The sequence below is a fragment of the Pseudomonas sp. LS_2 genome, assembly GCF_042709235.1.
Classification (GTDB): domain Bacteria; phylum Pseudomonadota; class Gammaproteobacteria; order Pseudomonadales; family Pseudomonadaceae; genus Aquipseudomonas.
This window is the reverse complement of sequence record NZ_JAVAYC010000031.1, coordinates 1-22634: the sequence shown is the minus strand read 5'-3', so window position 1 is coordinate 22634 and position 22634 is coordinate 1. Positions and strand designations below refer to the sequence as shown.

Sequence of the window (22634 nt, the reverse complement as noted above, 5' to 3'; positions counted from 1 at the left end):
CAAATAGGGTGTACACACTATTATTTCGCACCAAGACGAAGCGCAGGGCACCGCCATGGTGCAGCGCCCAGGAGAGACCCGATGCCGGTTAGCAACGCAGAACTGACCCAGATGTTCGAGCACGTGCTCACACTGTCCCGTGTGGACGAGACCCAGAGCGTGGCCGTGCTCAAGAGCCACTATTCCGACCCGCGCACGGTGAACGCCGCGATGGAAGCCGCGCAGCGCCTGAAGGCCAAGGTTTATGCCGTGGAGCTGCCGTCGTTCAACCACCCCACCGCCATGGGCAACGACATGACCGCCTATTGCGGCGACACCGCGCTCACCGGCAACCTCGCCGCCCAGCGTGCATTGGAGGCAGCCGACCTGGTCGTCGACACCATGATGCTGCTGCACTCCCCCGAGCAGGAGCAGATCCTCAAGACCGGCACGCGCATCCTGCTGGCGGTAGAGCCCCCGGAAGTGCTGGCGCGCATGCTGCCGACCGAGGACGACAAGCGCCGCGTGCTGGCAAGCGAAGTGCTGCTCAAGCAGGCCCGCAGCATGCACGTGCGCTCCAAGGCCGGCAGCGACTTCCACGCCCCGCTGGGCCAGTACCCCGCGGTGACCGAGTACGGCTACGCCGACGAGCCGGGACGCTGGGACCACTGGCCCAGCGGCTTTCTGTTCACCTGGCCGAACGAGGACAGCGCCGAGGGCACGCTGGTGCTGGATGTGGGCGATATCGTGCTGCCGTTCAAGAGCTACTGCCGCGAGCGCATCACCCTGGAGATCGAGAAAGGCTTCATCACCGGCATCCACGGCGGCTTCGAGGCCGAGTACCTGCGCGACTACATGAAGTATTTCAACGACCCCGAGGTGTACGGCATCTCGCACATCGGCTGGGGCCTGCAACCGCGGGCGCAGTGGACCGCCATGGGCCTGCACGACCGCAACGACGGCATGTGCATGGACGCCCGCGCGTTCTACGGCAACTTCCTGTTCTCCACCGGCCCGAATACCGAGGTCGGCGGCAAGCGCAAGACTCCCTGCCACCTGGATATCCCGCTGCGCAACTGCGACATCTATCTCGACGACCAGGCCGTGGTAATGGCCGGCGACGTGGTCTTCCCCGAGGCCTCCAAAGCCCGCTAGCCCTGAAACGTGGCTTGGTTATACTGGCCGGGCGCTCCGCAACCGGGGGCCGGCCAGCCCAACCCACACAGCCCAAGCCTTCCCATGCCGAAAAAACCTTCCCCCGCCCCACTCGATGCCACGCCTTACGACGTTACCGAACAGATCGGCCACCTGCTGCGCAAGGCCTACCAGCGGCACACGGCGATCTTCCAGCAACAAGCCTGCGACCCGCAGCTCACCTCCATCCAGTTCGTTACCCTGTGCGCCTTGCGCGACCATGGGCCGAGCTCCCAGGCCGAGCTCATCAAGGCCACCGCAGTGGACCAGGCGACCATTCGTGGAATCGTCGAACGTCTCAAGGCCCGCGGCTTGATCCAGTTGTCGCCCGACCCGGATGACCGACGCAAGGTGATCGTCGAGCTCACCGCGCAAGGCAGTGAACTGCTCGATGCGATGATTCCCTGTGCCCGGCAGATCAGCGAGCTGAGCATGGGCAGCCTGAATGCCGGGGAGCGGGTGGCGATCCTGTTCTTGCTGCGCAAGATGATCGACAGCGACGAAACTGCCGGCTAATCGACTCTTTCGCGACACAACACCTCTCCCAATGACACGCCACCGCTCTCAAGAACGATGAAACACTTGTGGGAGCGGGTTTACCCGCGAACCAGGGCAAAGCCCTGGCCATACACCGCGGTGTTCTTTTCGCGGGTAAACCCGCTCCCGCAGGGACTGCGCTGCTCTCACGGGCAGGGCATTACCCTTGAGCACGCTTGCCTCTCAACCTCCCCAAAAACCTGCATGGCCTGCTTCTTGCCTACTCATTTCATGTAGTGAGCACTTACCGAAAAAGGCGCACCGATTGAGTCCTTTGGTAGCGCCGCCGGAGACGAGCAAGCCATGCAAGAAGACCTCGCCCTGCGAATCAACGGACAGACCGTCAAGGTCGATGCCGAACCCGACACTCCGCTGTTGCTGGTGTTGCGCAACGACCTGTGCCTGAACGGCCCGAAATACGGCTGCGGCCTGGGCGAATGCGGCGCCTGCACGGTCATCATCGACGGCGTGGCCGCCCGCTCCTGCGTGATCCCCCTGGCGGGTGCCCTGGGCCGCAAGGTGACCACCCTCGAAGGCCTCGGCTGCAAGGCCGCGCCGCACCCGGTGCAGCAGGCCTTCATCGACGAGCAGGCGGCGCAGTGCGGCTACTGCATGAACGGCATGATCATGACCGCCAAGGCCCTGCTCGACCGCATTCCCCACCCCAGCGACGAACAGATCCGCAACGAATTGTCGGGCAACCTGTGCCGCTGCGGCACCCACGTCGAAATCTTGCGCGCCGTACGTCGCGCCGCTGGCCGCCAGGCCTGAGTACCGGAGACAAGCATGAACCACTCTCAGCAGGTTCCCACCCGCGACCAGTTGCTGGCCAAGACCGGCGTACTGCTTATCGTCGACGACATCACCCCGCCCTCCGGCCCGGTGGCCAAAGGCGTCACCCCAGTGGTGAGGGACAAGGAGCTGGCGCTGTTCCTGGCCATCAGCGATGACGGCCAGGTGTATGCCTTCAACGGCCACGTCGACCTCGGCACCGGTATCCGTACCTCGCTCGCACAGATCGTTGCGGAAGAACTGGACTTGCGCATGGACCAGGTGCACATGGTACTGGGCGATACCGAGCGCGCCCCAAACCAGGGCGCCACCATTGCCAGCGCCACCTTGCAGATTTCCGCCGTGCCCCTGCGCAATGCGGCCGCCGAAGCGCGCCGCTTCCTCCTGCAACTGGCGGCGCAACGCCTGGGCAGCGATGAGCTGCATATGGAGGAAGGGGTGGTTCACAGCAAGGATGGCCGCGCCTTGTCCTTCGCCGAACTGCTGAGCGGCGCGCGCCATCAACTGCGCATCAGCGGCGATGCCCCGCTCAAGGCCATCGAAGACTACCGCCTGGTTGGCCGCAGCGCCGCACGGGTAGACATTCCCGGCAAGGCCACCGGCGAGCTCACCTACGTGCACGACATGCGCCTGCCCGACATGCTGCATGGCCGGGTGATCCGCCCGCCCTACGCCGGGCACGACAGCGGCGAGTTCGTCGGCAACAGCTTGCTGGCCGTGGACGAGTCGTCTATTGCGCACATTCCTGGTGTGGTCGCGGTAGTGGTGATCCGCGACTTCGTTGGCGTGGTGGCCCAGCGCGAGGAGCAGGCCATTCGCGCCGCCCATGAACTCAAGATCACCTGGAAACCCTGGACCGCCAAGCTCCCCGACCTCACCGACGTGGCCCAGGCCATTCGCGACAACCCACGCATCCCGCGCACCGTGCTGGACCAGGGCGACGTCGACGCCGGTATCGCCAACGCCAGCCAGCGCCTGAGCCGCAGCTACCTGTGGCCTTACCAGCTGCACGCCTCCATCGGCCCTTCGTGTGCACTGGCCGACTACACCGATGGGCCGATCCGTGTCTGGTCCGGTACGCAGAACCCGCACCTGCTGCGCGCCGACCTCGCCTGGCTGCTCGAATGCCCGGAAGAGCGCATCGAGATCATCCGCATGGAGGCCGCCGGCTGCTACGGCCGCAACTGCGCCGACGACGTGTGCGCCGACGCGTTGCTGCTGTCGCGCGCCGTGCAGCGCCCGGTGCGCGTGCAACTGACCCGCGAGCAAGAGCACGTATGGGAGCCCAAGGGCACTGCGCAATTGATGGAGATCGACGGCGGGCTGAACGCCGACGGCACCGTGGCCGCCTATGACTTCCAGACCAGCTACCCCTCCAACGGCGCCCCCACCCTGGCGCTGCTGCTGACCGGCGCGGTGGAACCCGTGCCCGCCCTGTTCGAGATGGGCGACCGTACCTCGATTCCGCCGTACGACTACGAACACATGCGCGTCACCATCAACGACATGACCCCGTTGGTGCGGGCTTCGTGGATGCGTGGCGTATCGGCCCTGCCCAACAGCTTCGCCCATGAGTCGTACATCGACGAACTGGCCTTCGCCGCAGGCATCGACCCGGTGGAATACCGCCTCAGGCACCTCAGCGACCCACGTGCCATCGACCTGGTGAAAGCCACTGCCGAACGCGCCGGCTGGCAGCCCCACAGCGAACCCATGCAGGCCCCCGCCGAAGGCGACGTGCTGCGTGGCCGGGGCTTCGCCTACGCGCGCTATATCCACAGCAAGTTCCCCGGCTTCGGCGCGGCCTGGGCCGCGTGGGTCGCCGACGTGGCGGTGGACCGGCGCACCGGCGAGGTGGCCGTTACCCGCGTGGTGATCGGCCACGACGCGGGCATGATGGTCAACCCCGAAGGCGTGCGCCACCAGATCCACGGCAACGTGATCCAGTCCACCAGCCGCGTGCTCAAAGAGCAGGTGAGCTTCGAGGAATCCAAGGTGGCCAGCCAGGAATGGGGCGGCTACCCGATCCTCACCTTCCCCGAAGTGCCAGACATCGACGTAATGATGCTGCCGCGCCAGCACGAACCGCCGATGGGCAGTGGCGAGTCGGCCTCGGTGCCGAGCGCCGCGGCCATCGCCAACGCCATCTTCGACGCCACCGGCATTCGCTTTCGCGAGCTACCGATTACTGCCGAGCGGGTACGCGAGGCACTCGGCGGCAACGGTTCGAACGACGGCACAACGCCACCGCAAGACGCCAAGCCCAAGCGCTCGAAATGGTGGTTCGGCTCGCTGGCCGGGGTGTTCGGCGCAGCATTGGGCATGGCCGCCACCGCCCTGCCTTGGCGCGCCGAAATCGCCCCGGTCACTCCGCCCGGCGCGGGCAGCTGGTCTGCGGCGATGCTAGAGCGCGGGCGGCAAGTGGCGGCAGCGGGCGACTGCGCGGTGTGCCACACGGTCAGCGGCGGCAAGGTCAACGCGGGCGGCCTGGCGATGGAGACCCCGTTTGGCACGCTGTACAGCACCAACATCACCCCCGACCCGGAAACCGGCATCGGCCGCTGGTCGTTCGCCGCCTTCGAGCGCGCCATGCGCCAAGGCATCAGCCGCGATGGCAAGCACCTGTACCCGGCGTTTCCCTACACCTCGTTTCGCAACATCAACGATGGCGACATGCAGGCGCTGTACGCCTACCTGATGTCGCAACCCCCAGTGCGCCAAGAGGCGCCGGCCAACCAGATGAGCTTCCCGTTCAACCAGCGCCCGCTAATGGCGGGCTGGAACGCGCTGTTTCTCAAGCAGGGCGAGTACCAGCCCAACCCACAACGCAGCGACCAGTGGAACCGCGGCGCCTATTTGGTCGATGGCCTCGGCCACTGCACCGCCTGCCACTCGCCGCGCAATTTGATGGGCGCCGAGAAGGCCGGCAAAAGCTACCTGGCCGGGGGCATGGTCGATGGTTGGGAAGCGCCAGCGCTCAATGCGCTGGGTAAATCCGCCACGCCCTGGAGCGAAAGCGAACTGTTCACCTATCTGAGCACCGGTTTCTCCGACAAGCACGGCGTTGCAGCTGGCCCCATGGGCCCGGTGGTGAGCGAGCTGGCCACGCTGCCGGAAAGCGACGTGCGCGCCATCGCCCATTACCTGACATCCCTCGACGGCCAGCCACAAACCCTCGCCACCAAACCTGCGCCGCAGGTGGATACCCAGGTGTCCATCAGCAATGGCGAACGGGTATTCAAGGGCGCCTGCCAGGCCTGTCACAGCGATGGCCAGGGGCCAAAGCTGTTTGGCGTAAGCCCCTCGATGGCGGTGAACAGCAACGTGCACAGCGAGCTGCCGGACAACCTGCTGCGGGTGGTGCTGCACGGCATCCCGACCCCGGCGACCCGCGACCTGGGCTACATGCCCGGCTTCAAGGACAGCCTGTCGGACCGCCAGGTCGCGGACCTTGCCGCCTACCTGCGCCAACGCTTCGCCAGCGACCAGCCGGCCTGGCAAGGGTTACAGGCCAAGGCCGCCCAGGTACGGGCCAACCCCGGCAGCCATTGACCGTCAGCGGCGCAGGCCGCGCAGCGCCAGGTCGCTGATGAAGTGCAGCCAGTCGTCCTTGGCACGCTGGTTGCCCAGGTCCTCGGCAAGGAACGAACTCAGGGTGTAGCGGTTGGAGTTATAGAAGTAGCAGAGTGAGGCAATCATCAGATAGGCGTGCTTGATATCGATGTCGTCGCGGAACAGGCCCTGAGCCTGGCCTGCCTCGATGATCGGCCGCAGCACGCCGACCGCCTCGCCCGACAGCGCCTGCAGGTTCAGCGACTTCTTGGCGTGCTGGCCCTGGTGCAGGTTTTCGGTGGACAGCAGGGTGACGAATTCCGGGTGGCGCACGTAGTAATCCCAGATGAACGCCACCAGCTGGCGCAGCGCTGCCTCAGGGTCGGCGAGGTCCAGGCGCAGCTTGCTTTCGGCTTGGTTGAAGCTGGCGTAGATGTGCTCCAGCACGCTGATGAACAGCTTTTCCTTGCTGCCAAAGTAGTAATAGATCATCCGGTCGTTGGACTTGGCCAGCTTGGAGATCTGCTCCACCCGCCCACCGCTGAAGCCGTGCTTGGCGAAGATCTTCACCGCAGCCTTGAGGATGTTGTCCTTGGTGCGGTCGGCCTGCTGGGCGCGCACGCCGGTTTTGCGAGTCTGCATGGTGGTCCCCCTTGATAGCGCAACACTGCCACAGCGAAGACGCATTGGCGATGTGATTGGGCTGGACCTCCCATAGCGCGCCCAGACAGATGAACGTCGAGCCCAGGCAACTGCCGTACGCTTGCAGGCCCTAAGGTGATCCGTCAAACAGCCAAATTACCTGGAGCCCTGCCATGTCCGATTTCATCACCGTCCTGCGCGAGACCTGCCCGACCCCGGTGGTCGACGCCACCAAGTGGAAGCGCATCGGCGGCGACCCGCACACGGTCAACCTCAATGCCTACCTGTCCGCTGACGGCAGCAAGATCATGGGCACCTGGATCTGCACGCCGGGCAAGTTCGAGGTGAACTACGAGAAGTGGGAGTTCTGCCACTTCCTCGAGGGCTACTGCATCATCACCCCGGAAGGCGAAGAGCCGAAGCATTTGAAAGGCGGCGATGTGTTCGTGATCGAGCCGGGGATGAAAGGCACTTGGGAGGTGGTCGAGACGGTGCGTAAGTATTTCGTGTTTGCCTGATACTGCGCGATTGAACGGCACGGGCTGCGCCCGCGAACAGGCCGGCACAGGCAAAAAAAATCGCGGGTTCGGTCCACCCTCCCCCAGGTGCGCAGTTACAGGGGGGGGGCCTACCGGCCCGCGATCAAGCCCATCGCGCTTCAATCCTGCTTGCGATACCCCTCGACGATCGCCGAGAAATCCTTGCCGCCATCACCCCGAAGGCTCATGGCCTGGTACAACTGCTGCGCCACGGCGCCGAGGATCACCGGCTGGTGCGCCTGGCGCGCCGCCTCGGTGGCCAGTCCCAGGTCCTTGAGCATCAGCTCGGCCCCGAAACCGCCGGTGTAGCCGCGTGACGCCGGGGCGGTCTCGATGATGCCCGGCCAGGGGTTGTAGGTGTCCGAGCTCCAGCAACGGCCTGTGGAGCTGTTGATGATCCCCGCCAGCACCTGGGTGTCGATGCCCAGCGCATTGCCCAGGGCCATGGCCTCGGACACGCCGATCATCGAGATACCCAGCAGCAGGTTGTTGCAGATCTTGGCGATCTGGCCGGTACCCACCTCGCCGCAATGCACAATGTTGCGGCCCATCTGCTCGAGCACCGGCTTCAAGGCCGCGAACAGCTCGGCGCTGGCACCGACCATGAAGGTCAGGGTGCCCGCCGCCGCGCCGCCAGTGCCACCGGACACCGGTGCATCCCCCATGTCGACGCCCTTGGCCGCTGCGGCCTTGGACACCTCCCGGGCAGTCTGCGGGTCGATGGTGCTGCAATCCACGGTCGGGGTGCCGGGGCGGATACCTGCCAGCACGCCGCTGTCTTCGTCCAGGTACACGCCACGCACATGGGCCGCCGCCGGCAGCATGGTGATGACCAGCTCGCTGTTGGCCGCCGCGTCCCGGGGCGAGGTGCTGACGTGCCCGCCCAGTTCCGCGAGCTCGGCCAGCACGGTTTTGTTCAGGTCGAACAGGTTCAACTGGTGACCGGCCTTGATCAGGTTGCGGGCCATGGGCGCGCCCATGTTGCCCAGGCCGATGAATGCGATTCGCATGGCGGTCTCCTTAGCGCAGGCTGATGGTGGTGTTCACGCCATCGTTCACGCTCTCGTCATCGAACCAGCGGGCGGTGACGGTCTTGGTCTGGGTGTAGAACTGCACCACCTGCTTGCCGTACGGCCCCAGGTCGCCGAGCTTGGAACCGCGCGAGCCGGTGAAGCTAAAGAACGGCACCGGCACCGGGATCGGGATGTTGATACCCACCTGGCCGATATCGATTTCGCTCTGGAACTTGCGCGCCGCCGCGCCACTTTGGGTGAACAGGCCGGTGCCGTTGCCGAATGGGTTGGCGTTGACCAGGGCGATGGCCTCATCAAGGGTGTCGACTTCCAGGGTCACCAGCACCGGGCCGAAGATTTCCTGGGTGTACACCTGCATGTCGGTGGTCACGCCCGAGAACAGGGTCGGGCCGACGAAGTTGCCTTGCTCGTAGCCCGGCACCTTGACGTCGCGCCCGTCCAGCTCGAGCTTGGCGCCTTCCTTGATACCGCTTTCGATCAACCCCAGAACACGCTCCTTGGCGCGCTTGGAGACCACCGGACCAACATCGGTGCCCGGCTCGTTGCCAGCGTTCACCTTGAGCTTGCTGGCCGCTTCCTTGATATCGGGCAGCCATTCGCGGGCCTTGCCCACCAGTACCGCTACCGAGGTGGCCATGCAGCGCTGGCCGGCCGCGCCGAAGGCGGCACCGACCAGGGCATTGACGGTTTGCGTGCGGTTGGCGTCGGGCAGCACCACGGCGTGGTTCTTCGCGCCCATCATCGACTGCACGCGCTTGCCGTGCTGGCTGGCCAGGTTGTACACGTGGGTGCCGACCTCGGTGGAGCCGACGAAGGAAATTGCCTTGATGTCCTGGTGCGTGCAGATGGCGTCGACCACCTGCTTACCACCATGCACCACGTTGAGCACGCCGGCCGGAACACCCGCTTCCAGGGCCAGCTCTACCAGCATCATGGTCGACAGCGGGTCTTGTTCCGAGGGTTTCAGCACGAAGGTGTTTCCGGTGACGATGGCCATCGGGAACATCCACAGCGGGATCATCGCCGGAAAGTTGAACGGGGTGATACCAGCGCACACGCCGATCGGCTGGCGTAGGGTGTAGGTGTCCACGCCACCGGCGACGTTTTCGGCGAACTCACCCATCTGCAGGGTGCCGATGGACGCCGCGTGCTCGACCACTTCCAGGCCACGGAAAATGTCGCCTTCGGCATCGGCCAGGGTCTTGCCCTGTTCGGCGCTGAGGGTCTGGGCAATGCGCTTGGTGTTTTCGCGGATCAACGCCTGGAGCTTGAGCATGATGCGCATGCGCGCGCCGATCGGCGTGTCGCGCCAGGTCTTGAAGGCGCGCTGGGCGGCGGCTACGGCGGCATCCACTTCCTCAACGGTGGCGAAAGGCACCCGCGCCAGCACCTGCTGAGTGGCCGGGTTGACGATGTCGCGCCATTCGCGGGTGGTGGACTCGACCCACTGGCCGTCGATCAGCAGCTTGACCTGCTCGACCTTTGCCTGGTCGGGGGTGTGGGGTGCGTTCATCTGCGTTCTCCTTGGAATTATTGTCGGGACGCGAACGGCGCCATGGCTGGCGCCTTGGGGCTTGCTTCGAGTATAGATATGCAAACATCCAACAAGAACGCACAAAAAAACCGGATCAACATGCAAAAAGACCTGCCCTCCCTCGGCTCGCTGAACTGGGACGACCTGAAGTTCTTCCTCGAAGTCGCCCGCACCCGCAAGGCCAGCAGCGCGGCCAAGCGCCTGGCGGTGGACTACACCACGGTATCGCGGCGCATCAGCTCGCTGGAAAGCGCGCTGGGCACATTACTGTTCGAAAAATCCCGGACCAACGGTTTCGTACTGACCGCCGAAGGGCAGCGCCTGCTGGGTTATGCCGAATCGATCGAGAGCACCCTGCACATGGCCTGCGAGCAGGTTTCAGGCTCTGGCGTGGCACTGTCAGGGCATGTGCGCATGGGTTGCACTGAGGGGTTCGGCAGTTTCTTCATCACCCCGCAACTGAGCCACTTCGTCGATGCCTACCCGGCGATTTCCGTCGACATCCTGCCGCTGCCGCACTTCATCAGCCTGTCCAAGCGCGAGGCGGACATCGTCATCGCCCTGGAGCGCCCCGAGCATGGGCCTTATGTGTGCTGCAAGCTGTGCGACTACCGCCTGCGGCTGTATGCGACCCAGGACTACCTCGACAGTCACGAGCCGATCCGCGAGGTGGCCGACCTGGTGCGCCACCCGTTCATCAGCTATGTCGACGACCTGGCCTTCAGTTCCGAACTGTTGTACCTGGCCAACCTCATTCCCAACGCCAACGCTCACCTGCGCAGTACCAGCGTGATCGCCCAGTACACGGCGGCCTTGCAAGGGCGTGGGTTGGCGATACTGCCGTGCTTCCTGGCGGCGCAGGATGAGCGTTTGGTGACGGTGCTGCCCGAGCACGTAGAGGTGACGCGGCAGTTCTGGATGTACTGCCGCGAGGATTTGCGCAAGCTCAAGCGCATTACCCTGCTGTGGGACTACATTCGCGACGTGACCGAGGCGAATGCGCCGCTGTTGATGGGGCAGAGCCGCGAGATGCGCTTTTCGCAAGGGTGAGCGGCAGCTGTTCTAGGCGTGCCGACACCGGCGCTTTCAACTCGAGGCCACCACGATGGATACCCGGCGGTTTTCGGTGCGCCCGGCGCTGGTGCGGTTGTCCGCCACCGGCTGGCTACTGCCCAGTCCGCGGGTGTGAATGTTCTGCGGCTGCATGCCGACGCCGATCAAGGCCTTGGCCACGCTCTGCGCCCGGCGCTCGGAGAGCTGCTGGTTGTAGCTCGCCTTGCCCGAGGCATCGGTGTGGCCATCGACGCGTACCCGCTGGATATCCACCGACAACAAAGCCTTGCCGATACGTTCGACGATGGCTTGGCTCTCGCCGTTGAGGCTGTCCAGGTCGCTGCCGAACAGCACCTTGCCAGACAGGTCGAACGCCCAGCCTTCATCGTTTGGGGTGAAACCCTCACGCTTGAGGACGGCGATCTGCTCGGCGCTCAGCCCCTTGGGCGGCACGCTCTGGCAGCCCCCCAAGGTCAACATAACCAGTAGCAGGGTCAGCAGGGAAAAACGCAGGCGGGGGAAAAGCTGTATCACGGTTCGGCTCCTTCGCTTTTATGGGTGGCAAAGCGTTCCGGCTGTGCCATTTGCCATTGGCCACGGCGCTTGCGCTTGGCCTGGTACATCGCCGCGTCGGCGGCATTGAACAGACTGGCCGAGTCATGGCCATCGTCCGGGTAGTAGGCGACCCCAACACTCAGCGAGGTCTTGAGGGTGCTGCCATCGTCCAGCGTGATCGGCAGCGCCATGCTGGCGACGATCTTCTCGGCAATGCGCTGGGCGTCCTCACGCGCATGCAAGGGGGTGAGCAGCACGGCGAACTCATCGCCACCCAGCCGCGCCACCAGGTCGTGCTCGCGCAGTTGCGCACGAATACGGCTGGCGACGTTGATCAGCACCTCGTCCCCCACGGCATGGCCATAGGTGTCGTTGACTTGCTTGAAGTGGTCGCTGTCGAGGAACAGCAAGGCCAGCTGATCCTGTTGCCGGGCGGCGTTGCGCAGGCTGCGGTTGAGCCGACCTTCGAAAAACGCGCGGTTGGGCAGGCCGGTGAGGCTGTCGTGGCTGGCCTGGTGGGCCAGGGTCGCATTCTCGCTCTCCAAGTGGCTTTGCCACACTTCCAGTTCATCGAGCAAGGCATTGAAGTCGTTGCCCAGTTCGTTGAGCTCGGCGATACGAGCTTCCGGCACGCGCCGCTCGAAGCTGCGCTCGCGACGCGCGGCATGGGCGACGCTGGCCAGGCTGCGCAAGGGGCGCACGATGTCGCCGAACAGTCGCCGCGACAGGTACAGCGCCACTGTGGCGCTGAGCAAGGTGCACAGCAGCACGCCTGCCACGCCACTGAGCAAGAACCGCAGCAGGCTGCCGCCCTGGCCTACCAGTTCGATATGGCCGACCTGTTGCTGCTGATGGATGATCGGCAGCTTGATCGGCTCGGCCAACAGGGCACTGGCCAGGCGCGCCTGCAAGGGTGCGAACAGGCTGGAGTCGTTACGCTGCCAGTGCGCCAGCTGCTCGCCTTGGTTATTGAACACTTTGGCGTCGGCGACCTCTTCCCTGGCGGCGATCACCGCCAATGCCTCGTTGGCTGCCGGGCTGTCATCGAAGACCACTGCCGCTTCGACGGTGTAGGTGATGGAGCGGGCGATCAGGTCCAGGTTCTGGTTGGCGTAAGCCCGCAACGCCAGAACGCCAAGCAGAGTAAGGGAGATACCGACCAGGCCTGCCGCCAGCAACGCCACGCTCAAGTGGCCGCTGCCAAGCACGCTGCGCAGGGTCGGACGTACCACGCGCTTGCCAGTGAGTCTCACGGCTGCACCGCCCTGCGCCGCGACAACTGCAGCACACTGGGGTGGATACGCACGCCGCTGCGTGCCACAGAGTCGAGGTTCACGTCGAATGTCACCTGCTGGTCGGCAACCCGCAGGCAGAACAGGCTGCCAACCGTACAGGGATCGTCGGATTCGCTGATGCTCAGTACTGGGTGACCGTTGAGCACCTGGAACAGGTGCTCGCGCTGGCCCTGGTCGAGCTTGCCGATATAGACGGCATCGCAGGCGCCGACCAGTTGCTCATCGTCGGCCAACAACCGCCGCACCTGCAATGGCTGCCCTGAGTTCTGCACATTGCCCTTGATCAGGTCATCGGCATATTCGGTAGGGCCAACCAGGCATAGGCGCAAAGGCACCGGCGCTACCGGCCAGCGGGCGTAGCTGAAGATGCCCAGCACGACCTGGGTCACGGCCTTGGCGCGCTCCTGCGCCTGGGCGGCACTCACCGGGTCTTGCGCCCAGGAGGGACCAGCGATGGGGAAAAGGGCTGCCAGCCACAGGGCGAGCATGCAGCCCGTCTTACGCCGCTTAGCCGAGGCAGCCACCGTCATGTGGGAAATCTCTCAACTTACGCTCAGATATTTCGCACGATAGCACAACGCCTTACCGCCAAGGTATTGACGTTTGTCAGCCATGCTCCAGCATAAGGCCGGAAATCCGTCGCACCTTGCGGGCAACCGCTTCCTCGAATACTCCAACCCGCGGCTCGATCAGGCTGAAACAGTGCTTGGCGCGGGTAATGCCGGTATAGACCAACTCCTTGGTCAGAACCGGGTTCAGCGCGTCCGGCAGTACCAGAGCGGTGTGGCTGAACTCCGAGCCCTGGGACTTGTGCACGGTCATGGCGAACACTGTCTCCACCTCGTTCAGCCGGCTCGGCAGAACGAACCGCACACCGCCGGCGCCATCGTTGCGCGGGAAAGCGACCCGCAGCAACGGCTCACCTTGTTCGTCAGGCAAGCGCAGGGCAATCCCGATGTCGCCGTTCATCAAGCCCAGGCCATAGTCGTTGCGGGTGACCAGCACCGGTCGCCCTTCGTACCACATTTGCTGGTTGTCGATCAGCCCAGCAGCACCGAGCACGCGCGCCACCCGCTCGTTCAGCCCCACCACGCCCCACGGCCCCTTGCGCACCGCGCACAGCAACTGGAAGTCCTCAAAGCTGCGCAGCACTTCGCCAGCCCAGTGCTCCCAACGCGGGTCATCGGCCGCAGTACCAGGAGCCGGACGCAGTCGACCGATGCTGCGCAAGTAATGTCGATAGCCTTGCGGGCCGTCAGCGCCTCGGTTGAGGCCATCGAGCAGGAAGCGATCGAAGGCCCGGTCCTGCTCGCCACGCAGCGACAGGCCGAACACATCGTCCGGCGGCAGGCTGAGCAGGTCACGGGCAGCCTGGGCCTGCTGGCGATTGACCAGACGTGCCAGCTGGCCGATGCCACTGCCTTCGCCGAAGCGTCGCGAATGACGCAGCATCACCACCTGCTGGGCCAGGGGGTTGAGCTGCTCGTCGCCGGGCTTCAAGCCACTGTTGGCCAGTGATTGCCCACCCACCTGCTCGAGCCACGCCTGGGTCGCCGGCGAGTAGCAGCCGTCCTCGGCATCGCGGCACAGGTCACCGAGCACCGCACCGGCCTCGACCGATGCCAGTTGGTCCTTGTCACCCAACAAGACCAGGCGGGCGAGCGGTGGCATTGCGTCGAGCAGGTTGGCCATCATTTCCAGGTCGATCATCGAGGCTTCGTCCACCACCAGTACATCCAGCGGCAACGGGTTGCCTGCGTGATGGCGGAAATGCCGGGAGCCCGGACGGCTGCCCAGCAAGCGGTGGACAGTACTGACCTCGGTTGGAATCTGCGCGCGCACCTCGTCCCCCACCTGCAGCCGCTCGACCTGCTGGCCGATGGACTCGGTCAAGCGTGCTGCCGCCTTGCCGGTGGGTGCCGCCAGGCGAATGCGCAAGGGGCGGCCCTGCTCCACCGCAGGTGCCTGCAACAGTGCCAGCAGACGCACCACCGTGGTGGTCTTGCCGGTGCCGGGCCCCCCCGTGACGATGCTGAATGCTGCACGGGTGGCCAAGGCGCAGGCGAGCTTTTGCCAATCGACCTGGTCGCCTGGGGCTCCCTCTTCGAACAACTGCGCCAGGCGTGTGGGCAGGTCGGCGCTGACCGCCTGGTGCGTTTGCAGGCGTTGGTGCAATGTGGCGTCGATGCTGCGCTCGTAGCGCCAGTAACGGCGCAGGTAGAGGCGCAAGCCGCTGAGTACCAGCGGACGCGCGCCCTGCCCTGGCGTATCGCCAAGGGCTACCAGCTCGCTGCCAACGATGCGTTGGCGCCAGGTTTCGAGATCTAGGCCCAGGAGCAGTTGCGAAGGCAACAGCAACGGGCCAACCAAGGCATCGCCCTCCGGCGGCAGCGACAAGGCGAAGTCCGGCTCGGCCAGGGCCTGCTCGAGGTCCAGGCAGACATGGCCATGGCCCAGTTGGTGGCTGGCCAAGGCAGCAGCCAGCAGCAACAGGGGGTCGCTGCCAGGTACGCGCTCCTCGAGGAAACTTACGAAGGCACGGTCAAGCGCCCGTAGCCAGCCACGCTCGACCCAGCGGTCGAGCAGTACCAAAAGGTCCTGGCTGTTACGCAGCGGAGCCAGGGTTGCCAGGTGCACGGCCTGCAAAGGGGTGGGCAACAGGTCATCGAGGCTTCGGGTCATGGTGCGGCTCCGGCGAACAGGTCTTGCTGGGCGGGCTCGGCCGCGCCACTGAACAGCGCATCGAGCTGCTCGATCAAGGCACGGGGCGGCTTCGTGAAAGTCAGGCCATGGCCTGAGCTGCCAATACCCCGCAGGAAGATGAACAGGGCACCGCCGATATGGTGGTCGTAGTCGTAATCGGGCAGGCGTGCACGCAACTGGCGATGCAGTGCCAGCAGGTAGAGTACGTACTGCAGGTCGTAGCGGTGCTCGAGGATCGCCTGCTCCATGGCCAGGGCGCTATAGGCCTGGTCGTCGGGGCCGAGCCAGTTGGACTTGTAGTCCGCCACGTAGTAGCGGCCATCCAGTTCGAAGGCCAGGTCGATGAAACCCTTGAACATGCCATTGAGCTGGGTTGCCAAGGCCGCCGGCCGTGCGGCGCCGCCATGTGTCGCTCGGGTGACCAGTTGATCGAGGCGCACGGCATCCACTTTGTGGCTGGCGAACCAGAACTCCATTTCGATCTGGTACTGCCGTAGCTGCGAGAGCCTCAGCTCCGGCCCTTCGGCAGTCAATGCCAGGGGCTGGTCCAGCAACTGCTGCAACCATTGGTTCAAAGCGGGAATCCAGCCGGTCCAGTCACGGCGATTGCAGCGCTGACCCACCATCCGCTCGATCAATGCCGGTTGTGCGCTCACCTCGGCGAAACCTTCGCGCCCTGCCCACTCCAGCAGCCCATGAAGGAAGGTGCCGGGGTTGGGGCCACGAGGGAAGCGGTGGATATCGCCACTCTCTGCTGCCACCTCGCGTGCACGCTGTGCATCCAGGCCTTCGTCGTCCAGCAGTTGCTGGGCCTGAGAGCTGTCGGCACCCAAGGTCTGGTCGCCGATACGCAGGGCGCTGTATGAGGCGATCCACCATTGTTCCGAAGCCGCCCGGCGGGGCTTTCGCGCAGGCAGTAGCTCGGCGCCGTCATCGCGGGCGATGTAGCGCTGCGTATTGGCCTCCGGCGGAGCCATGTGCGCAATGCTGGCGTAGTCACCACACAAGCGTTGCAACCACAGTGTCAGTTGCCCGGATGTCGCCAGCGACTCACCGCCACCGAGCAGGTAGCCCAGCGCGCTGCGGTGAAGTTGCGATACTTTCTGACTTCCGCGCTTGAGGTCGGCAACACCCAGCCAGCAGGCATGCTGGGCACGAGTCAGGGCGACGTAGAGCAAACGCAGGTCTTCGGCCAGACGCTCGTCGTCGGCACGAGCGATTTCCTCATCACCCGGAGTAAGGGTCAAATGCGCATTGCCTTCGCTGTCATGCCAGGCGAGCGGCAGGCGCTGACCATCCACCGGTTTGCTGGTACAGATGAATGGCAGGTAGACCAGCGGATACTCCAGGCCCTTGGACTTGTGGATGGTCACCACCTTGACCAACTGCTCGTCACTTTCCAGACGCAGGATCTGCTCCTCCCCCGCGTGCCCCGAGCCAGCCAGCTGTTCGGCCAGGTGGCGGATCAACGCCTGCTCGCCATCCAGCTCACCGGCAGCTTGCTGCAACAGCTCGGCCAAGTGCAGCAGGTTGGTCAGTACCCGCTCGCCATCGCTGCGGCCTATCAACGTACGCGGTAGCTGGAAGTCGTGCAGCAGGCGCCGCAGCATCGGCAGCACGCCCTGGCGCTGCCAGGTCTCACGGTACAGACGGAACCGCATGACCCAAGCCTCCCAGACCCGTTCGTCCTGGTTCAGCCGCTCCAGTTCAAGCAAAGGCAGGTCGAGAGTCAAGCTGGCCAGCGCAGCCTTGAGCAAGCGCTCACTGTCGGGCTCGGCGCAGGCCTTGAGCCAGGCCAGCAGGTCGTGGGCTTCCTGGGCGGCGAATACCGAGTCCTTATCCGACAGGTAGACGCTACGCACACTGCGCATGGCGAGTTCGGCACGAACCAGTTGGGCTTCGCGACCATCGCGCACGAGAATGGCAATGTCCGAAGGCAGGCACGGGGTGATCACGCCATCGCGACTGAAACCCGTGACCTGGCGCTGCCCGCCATTGAGCAAGGCCACGATATGGCTGGCGCAACTGGCGGCCATCTGCTGGCGGTAGTGGGCACTGGAAACCGGTTCGTCGCTATGCAACTGCCAGCACTGCAAGGCCACGCATGGCTGGCCGTCGATCAGCAGTTGCTCGCTTCGCCCCTTGGCCCGCACGTCGACGAAAGGCAACGGGTTGTCATCGGCCTCCCGAAACAGGAAAGCCCCCCGGCCTTCGGCACGCGCCTCGGCTTGCAGGAACACCCGGTTGACGGCCTCGACCATGGCTTGGCTGGAACGATAGTTGGTGTCCAGGCTGTGCAAGCGCCCGGCGGTAGCACGGCGTGCCGCCAGATAGGTGAAGATATCGGCGCCGCGGAAGGCGTAGATCGCCTGCTTGGGGTCGCCAATCATGAATAGCCCGGTTTCCGGGTTGTTTTCGTTGATCTTGTAGATGCGCTGGAAGATCCCGTACTGGACGGGGTCGGTATCCTGAAACTCGTCGATCAAGGCCACCGGGAACTGCTCACGTATCAGCCCCGCCAGTCGCTCGCCTGCCTCGCCAGACAATGCGTATTCCAACCGCAGCAGCATGTCATCGAAGCCCATCTCGGCACGCCGGCGCTTCTCCACCTCGAAGCGCGCCGACACCCAGGCGGCGGCGTGTTCGAGCACTTGCGCATCGGGCCCTGGCAGGTTTTTCAGTTGCGTCGGCAACATTTGCATGGCGTGCAAGGCGGGGTGATCCGGTGGTTCCCCGACCTTCCAGGCCTCGGCCAGACCCGTGGGCGTCAGCCGCGTGAAGCCCGTGCCCAGGTCCAGTTCCACGGCCTGCTCATCGCCAGCCCATGCGCGCAACTTGTCGAACCATGGCTCGAAATAGCGGGCCTGCAGCTTGCGGCCATCAGCCTGTTTCGCGGCCACGGCAGTGTGGCAGATGTCCTGCAGCTCTTCGGCCCACCGGCTCCATGGCGCCTTGAGCTCCACAAGCTTCGCAGCACGCTGCTGCAAAGCCTCATCGATCAGGGCATGGGGCGAAACCTCCTGAGCGGCATCTGCACGACCAAACAACGGCCGGATCCTCGGCAACAATGCGCTGGGGCTTACCCAGTGGCTACGCACCCAAGCCAAGGCCTCGCCATGCATGCTGTAGCAAAAGCGCCGCCAGTAGTCGCGCATGACCTGACCCAGCAATTCGCTGTGGTCCGTCTCCAGGGTCTGGGTGAACAAGCTGCCGCTGTCGAAAGCGTGCTCGCGCAGCATGCGCTGGCACCAGCCGTGGATGGTCGACACTGCGGCCTCGTCCATCCACTGCACCGCAACTTCCAGGCGGCTTGCACATCGCCCCCACTGGTCGGCCGGGTAATCGTCGCGCAGCTGGTGCAACAGTGGATCGGCCCCGTCCAGTTCGCCACGGAAGAACCGAGCAGCTTCGGCGAGACGTGCACGGATGCGCTCGCGCAACTCCTTGGTGGCCGCATCGGTGAAGGTCACCACCAATATCTGTGGCGGCAACAGTTCGCGGGCAAAGCCTTGCTCACCGCCATGGCCAAGAACCAGGCGCAGGTACAGGGCGGAGATGGTGAAGGTCTTGCCAGTACCGGCACTGGCCTCGATCAGCTGACTGCCACGCAGGGGAAAGCTCAACGCCAAGGGGCGGGCCTGGGTCATTGGGCACTCTCCGGGTTGCCGAGCGTTCGCCACGGTGCGGCGAATAACGGGCGGTACAGGGTTTCACACCAGCCTTCGAAGGTTTCGTCGGCCACCAGGGCGGCGAAGTCGGCAAATTGTCGAGCCAGGGCCTGGCTTTCGCTGCGCTCACCGAAACTGTTCTGCCCGTCGCCTTCGTAGGCGCGCTGGGCCGCCGCCTGCGCCTTTTCCGAATCTTGCTGTGCCAGCCAGGCAAACGCTGTCTTGGGGGCTACCGATAATGGCGAGTGCATGGCGGCCTGGCGGGCCACCAGCAGATCGCCCAACAACTCTTGCGCGTGGCCTTGAGGCAGTGGCTCGAGCAGCAACGTCAGGTCGCTTGCTACCAATGCGCTGTGCAGTGGATAACCTGCGGCACAGCCCGCCAGATGCACCACCCATGCCGGGATCAGGCGGTGCCACTTGATGCCATTGCGCCCGACGCCAAGGCTGTTAGGCACCGTGGTTACACTCAACAGCCCCTGGCCTTCGCCTTGGTGGACCCGGCCCAGCCAGCCATCGAGGCACAAGGTGCCGCGCTCGAAATGTATCGGCAAAGCCCCTTCGACAACGTCGGGCCAGCAGGCCAGCAATTGGCGATGGCGTTGCACAAGGTCGGGCAGAGGCTGGATCAGTTCAACCTGCAGGCTCTCGCCAAAACCTGCCAGCGGCAGCAGGCCACTTGCCTGGAGTCGGCGAGCCTGTCCTACCAAGGCTTGCTCGGCGTTGTCCGGTTCGGCCAGGGCGGCGCTGAGCAGATGCTCGCTCAGGCTGTAGCGTTGCAGCGCATCGAGCACGAAGGGTTCTTCGTCGGGCGTGGGAGCCTCCAGGGCTTCGAAAAACACCTTCAAGCGGTGGGTGAAGAAATGCCTTACCGGGTTACGCAGGAAGTCCTGCAACTGGGTCAGGCTCAGGGGCTCATCGCTGCTATACGGCCCCAGGCTTTCCACAGCAGCATGCGCTGTCTCGGTGGGCATGTGCAGCACCTGCCATTCGTGGGCGTAACTGAACAACGCGCTCCCCTTTTTGAAGTACCGCGGACTGAACGGTTGCAGGGGGTGCTCCTGGGTCAATGCATGGAGCAGTTGCAGGCCTGCCTCCTCGCGTTGCCCTTCCTTGGCTTCCAGCAGTTTCCAGCCACTCGCCAGATGATCACGCAACTGGCCGATCAGCACTGAGGCCGGTCTTTCGCTGTTATCGCGAATGCTCCGCCCAACCCAGCTCACATAAAGCTGGTCGCGGGCCGACAGCAGGGCTTCAAGCAACAGGTAGCGGTCGTCCTCGCGTCGTGATCGATCGCCGGGACGGTAGTCGCTGGCCATCAGGTCGAAGTCCAGCGGTGGCTGCGCGCGCGGGTAATCGCCATCGTTCATGCCTAGCAGACATACCACGCGGAAGGGAATGGCACGCATGGGCATCAGGGTACAGAAGTTGACCGAACCTGCCAGGAAGCGTTGGGACAACGAGCCCTGGTCCAGCCCCGAAAGCCAAGCCTCGCGTACCACGGTGAGCGGCAACGGCTCATGCAGGCCAACGGTGTCACAGGTTTCGAGCCAGGTGTCACGCAGGTCCTGCAACTGCACCAGGATGAGTTCGTCGTGCTCGCTTTCGGCCAGGAAAAATACCTGTAGCAACGCGTGCAAGCGTGCGCCCCACTCTACGGCGCTGGCCGGTTGTACAAGCGTCTGGCAGGCGACGTCCAACGCGTCGAGCAGCGCAACCAGCGGGCCGATCAGGGCAGCATCAAGACCGCCGATTTCGTCGTAGGGCTCTATACCGTCGTAACCCTCCCCAACGCCCACGGCATAGCCGAGCAGCATGCGTCGCACACCGAAGCGCCAACTGTTCTGCTCAAGCCCCTCGGGCAAGCCCAGGCTGGCGCGCTGCTCGGCACTGAGCCCCCAGCGAATGCCTGCCCCCTCGATCCAGCGATGCAGGGTTGGCAGGTCGCTTTCCTGAATCGCGAAGCGGGCGCGTATGGCGGGAACGTCGAGCAAGTCGAGCACTTCACTGACAGCAAAGCGGCTATCAGGCAGCTTGAGCAGATGTTCCAGAGCGATCAGCAGCGGGTCGCGGCCGCGCTGGCCCTGGTCGGTAAGGGTGAAGGGGATGTAGCGCGGGTCACTGCGCTCCAGTTGCCCAAACACTGCACGGATATGGGGGGCGTAGTCGTCGATCGCCGGGAGCATGACGATGACATCCCTTGGACGCAGGGTCGGATCGGCGCTGAAGCGAGCCAACAACTGGTCGTGGAGAATCTCCACCTCGCGCTGAGGGCTGTGGGCGATGTGGAAGCGTACGGAACGGTCCTTGGTCGGATCGACCGGCGGCCATTGTTCGCGGGTTTCAGCCAGAGGACGCAGCTCGAGGATGTCATCCTGTAATTGGCCGAGCAGGGTCCCCGGGGTTTCGGCGTTGAAATAATCGATGCGACCGTCACTGAAAACGCCACTGTAGCTGCCCGGGTCGTCGTAGCTGTCGAGCAGGTTGATATAGTCGCGACCCTGCTTACCCCAGGCCGCAAGCAATGGATGGGCGTGCTGGTGCAGCGCTTCGTCGTCCAGCTGCAAAGGCATGCCGTGTTTACGCTGCTGGCGTTTGTACTGGTGACGCAGCAGGTCCTTGTCGGCGACGATGTCTGCCCAGTGGTGGCGGCAGGGGTTGTGCACGCACAGCAGGACTTGGCTGAAGCGGGCCAGACCGGCCAGAGCCTCCAGGGCTTGCGCTGGCAGTGAGGAGATGCCGAAAACGATGACCCGAGAGGGTAGCCCTGGCGGGGCCTGATCGAGGGTAGCGATGCGTGCGACGAAGCGCTGGTGCACACCTGCACGACTTTGCGCCATGCCAGCTTCACCTACATCTTCGAGCAGTGCCTTCCACAATTCGGCCTGCCAGCAGTCACCAGGCGCCATCGCTTTGCGGTCACCACGGGCCGTGTTGAGCACATGTTCACCAGCCGCCCAGTCCTTGAGCCAATCGGCGCGGTAAACCTGATATTGGTCGAACAGGTCGGCCAGACGCTCCGCGAGCTGATAGCGCTTGCGCAGGTCACTGTCGTCGGTGAGGAAACGTTTCAAGGGCTGGAAGTGCGGTCGATCAATCAGCTCAGGCAACAGTCGCATCAAGCGCCAGGTCAGCGGAGTCTTGTCGAGCAGAGAGACCTCGGGAATTTCCTCACGCCCCAGCACACGTCGGTAAAGCTGCCAAAGAAAGCTGCCAGGCAGCTGCACATCGATGGCGGCAGCGATACCACAACCGCCCTGGTCGTCACTCTGCGGGTCCTCGGCCAGGGCCAGCTTCAGCCACTGAGCGATACCGTTGCTCTGTACAAGGGCAATTTCATTTTCCAGAGGCGCCAGTGGATAGCGTCGCATCCAGCTCACCACCAGGCCGCGCAGGTCATCCAGGCGGTTGCCATGGACGATCATGAAGCCGGGGTGCAGTGAAGTGCTGTAAGCCATTGCGCGCTCTCTGAAGGCGGTCGGGTCTGAGAGGGAAACATATCACGGGGACTGCGTGGCAGCAGGGCCAGGTGTTGTGCGACCCAGCGCATTCTCCTG

At 64.5% G+C, this 22634-nt stretch carries 15 protein-coding genes; 6 read left to right on the top strand and 9 right to left on the bottom strand.

Translation table 11 applies throughout. The annotated features are described in order from the left end of the window. Positions 1-81 precede the first annotated feature (81 nt). The 4 genes from RAC97_RS21305 (at position 82) to RAC97_RS21290 (ending at position 6054) form a co-directional block, all read left to right on the top strand. Positions 82-1134, top strand: coding sequence for a 2,5-dihydroxypyridine 5,6-dioxygenase (locus RAC97_RS21305; RefSeq protein WP_375101614.1), 1053 nt, complete (start codon positions 82-84; stop codon positions 1132-1134). A gap of 84 nt (positions 1135-1218) precedes the next feature. After that, positions 1219-1689, top strand: coding sequence for a MarR family winged helix-turn-helix transcriptional regulator (locus RAC97_RS21300; protein WP_375101615.1), 471 nt, complete (start codon positions 1219-1221; stop codon positions 1687-1689). A 324-nt stretch (positions 1690-2013) separates the two neighbouring features. Beyond that, entirely contained in the window at positions 2014-2481 is a 468-nt protein-coding gene (locus RAC97_RS21295; protein WP_375101616.1) for a (2Fe-2S)-binding protein, read from the top strand. A gap of 15 nt (positions 2482-2496) precedes the next feature. Continuing rightward, the gene (locus RAC97_RS21290; protein WP_375101617.1) at positions 2497-6054 is read left to right on the top strand and encodes a molybdopterin cofactor-binding domain-containing protein; all 3558 of its coding nucleotides are present in this window, start codon (positions 2497-2499) and stop codon (positions 6052-6054) included. 3 nt (positions 6055-6057) lie between these two features. On the opposite strand, the gene RAC97_RS21285 is transcribed toward RAC97_RS21290, so the two are convergent. Beyond that, entirely contained in the window at positions 6058-6696 is a 639-nt protein-coding gene (locus RAC97_RS21285; RefSeq protein WP_375101618.1) for a TetR/AcrR family transcriptional regulator, read from the bottom strand. 173 nt (positions 6697-6869) lie between these two features. Here RAC97_RS21285 and RAC97_RS21280 point away from each other — a divergent pair, with 173 nt between their 5' ends. After that, on the top strand, positions 6870-7214 hold the full coding sequence (locus RAC97_RS21280; RefSeq protein ID WP_063542660.1) for a cupin domain-containing protein: 345 nt from the start codon (positions 6870-6872) through the stop codon (positions 7212-7214). Positions 7215-7354: 140 nt separating this feature from the next. Here the strand turns inward: RAC97_RS21280 and mmsB are convergent, their stop codons facing one another. Together mmsB and RAC97_RS21270 are read right to left on the bottom strand one after the other, a co-directional pair. Continuing rightward, positions 7355-8245, bottom strand: coding sequence for a 3-hydroxyisobutyrate dehydrogenase (mmsB, locus tag RAC97_RS21275; RefSeq protein WP_375101619.1), 891 nt, complete (start codon positions 8243-8245; stop codon positions 7355-7357). 10 nt (positions 8246-8255) lie between these two features. Continuing rightward, positions 8256-9782 (bottom strand): CoA-acylating methylmalonate-semialdehyde dehydrogenase, encoded by a 1527-nt coding sequence (locus RAC97_RS21270; RefSeq protein WP_375101620.1) that lies wholly within the window; start codon positions 9780-9782, stop codon positions 8256-8258. A gap of 120 nt (positions 9783-9902) precedes the next feature. On the opposite strand from RAC97_RS21270, the gene RAC97_RS21265 reads away from it, so the two are divergent. Continuing rightward, positions 9903-10853, top strand: coding sequence for a LysR family transcriptional regulator (locus RAC97_RS21265; protein ID WP_375101621.1), 951 nt, complete (start codon positions 9903-9905; stop codon positions 10851-10853). Positions 10854-10889: 36 nt separating this feature from the next. Here the strand turns inward: RAC97_RS21265 and RAC97_RS21260 are convergent, their stop codons facing one another. The 6 genes from RAC97_RS21260 to recC form a co-directional block, all read right to left on the bottom strand. Further along, the gene (locus tag RAC97_RS21260) at positions 10890-11336 is read right to left on the bottom strand and encodes an OmpA family protein (RefSeq protein ID WP_375101632.1); all 447 of its coding nucleotides are present in this window, start codon (positions 11334-11336) and stop codon (positions 10890-10892) included. A 50-nt stretch (positions 11337-11386) separates the two neighbouring features. Next, on the bottom strand, positions 11387-12664 hold the full coding sequence (locus RAC97_RS21255) for a diguanylate cyclase domain-containing protein (protein ID WP_375101622.1): 1278 nt from the start codon (positions 12662-12664) through the stop codon (positions 11387-11389). Then, on the bottom strand, positions 12661-13236 hold the full coding sequence (locus tag RAC97_RS21250) for a YfiR family protein (protein ID WP_375101623.1): 576 nt from the start codon (positions 13234-13236) through the stop codon (positions 12661-12663). Before RAC97_RS21250 ends, RAC97_RS21255 begins: the two co-directional genes overlap by 4 nt. Positions 13237-13312: 76 nt before the next feature. Beyond that, the gene (gene recD / locus RAC97_RS21245; RefSeq protein WP_375101624.1) at positions 13313-15388 is read right to left on the bottom strand and encodes an exodeoxyribonuclease V subunit alpha; all 2076 of its coding nucleotides are present in this window, start codon (positions 15386-15388) and stop codon (positions 13313-13315) included. Then, on the bottom strand, positions 15385-19056 hold the full coding sequence (recB, locus tag RAC97_RS21240; RefSeq protein WP_375101625.1) for an exodeoxyribonuclease V subunit beta: 3672 nt from the start codon (positions 19054-19056) through the stop codon (positions 15385-15387). Before recB ends, recD begins: the two co-directional genes overlap by 4 nt. After that, positions 19053-22535 carry an exodeoxyribonuclease V subunit gamma gene (gene recC, locus RAC97_RS21235; protein ID WP_375101626.1) on the bottom strand — a complete coding sequence of 1161 codons (3483 nt, stop codon included), beginning with the start codon at positions 22533-22535 and terminating at the stop codon, positions 19053-19055. Before recC ends, recB begins: the two co-directional genes overlap by 4 nt. Positions 22536-22634: the final 99 nt, after the last annotated feature.

Excerpts from the sequence above, each read along its gene's own strand:
- RAC97_RS21305 (WP_375101614.1), top strand. The coding sequence starts at position 82 with ATGCCGGTTAGCAACGCAGAACTGACCCAGATGTTCGAGCACGTGCTC.
- RAC97_RS21300 (WP_375101615.1), top strand. The coding sequence starts at position 1,219 with ATGCCGAAAAAACCTTCCCCCGCCCCACTCGATGCCACGCCTTACGAC.
- RAC97_RS21295 (WP_375101616.1), top strand. The coding sequence starts at position 2,014 with ATGCAAGAAGACCTCGCCCTGCGAATCAACGGACAGACCGTCAAGGTC.
- RAC97_RS21290 (WP_375101617.1), top strand. The coding sequence starts at position 2,497 with ATGAACCACTCTCAGCAGGTTCCCACCCGCGACCAGTTGCTGGCCAAG.
- RAC97_RS21285 (WP_375101618.1), bottom strand. The coding sequence starts at position 6,696 with ATGCAGACTCGCAAAACCGGCGTGCGCGCCCAGCAGGCCGACCGCACC.
- RAC97_RS21280 (WP_063542660.1), top strand. The coding sequence starts at position 6,870 with ATGTCCGATTTCATCACCGTCCTGCGCGAGACCTGCCCGACCCCGGTG.
- mmsB (WP_375101619.1), bottom strand. The coding sequence starts at position 8,245 with ATGCGAATCGCATTCATCGGCCTGGGCAACATGGGCGCGCCCATGGCC.
- RAC97_RS21270 (WP_375101620.1), bottom strand. The coding sequence starts at position 9,782 with ATGAACGCACCCCACACCCCCGACCAGGCAAAGGTCGAGCAGGTCAAG.
- RAC97_RS21265 (WP_375101621.1), top strand. The coding sequence starts at position 9,903 with ATGCAAAAAGACCTGCCCTCCCTCGGCTCGCTGAACTGGGACGACCTG.
- RAC97_RS21260 (WP_375101632.1), bottom strand. The coding sequence starts at position 11,336 with ATGTTGACCTTGGGGGGCTGCCAGAGCGTGCCGCCCAAGGGGCTGAGC.
- RAC97_RS21250 (WP_375101623.1), bottom strand. The coding sequence starts at position 13,236 with ATGACGGTGGCTGCCTCGGCTAAGCGGCGTAAGACGGGCTGCATGCTC.
- recD (WP_375101624.1), bottom strand. The coding sequence starts at position 15,388 with ATGACCCGAAGCCTCGATGACCTGTTGCCCACCCCTTTGCAGGCCGTG.
- recB (WP_375101625.1), bottom strand. The coding sequence starts at position 19,056 with ATGACCCAGGCCCGCCCCTTGGCGTTGAGCTTTCCCCTGCGTGGCAGT.
- recC (WP_375101626.1), bottom strand. The coding sequence starts at position 22,535 with ATGGCTTACAGCACTTCACTGCACCCCGGCTTCATGATCGTCCATGGC.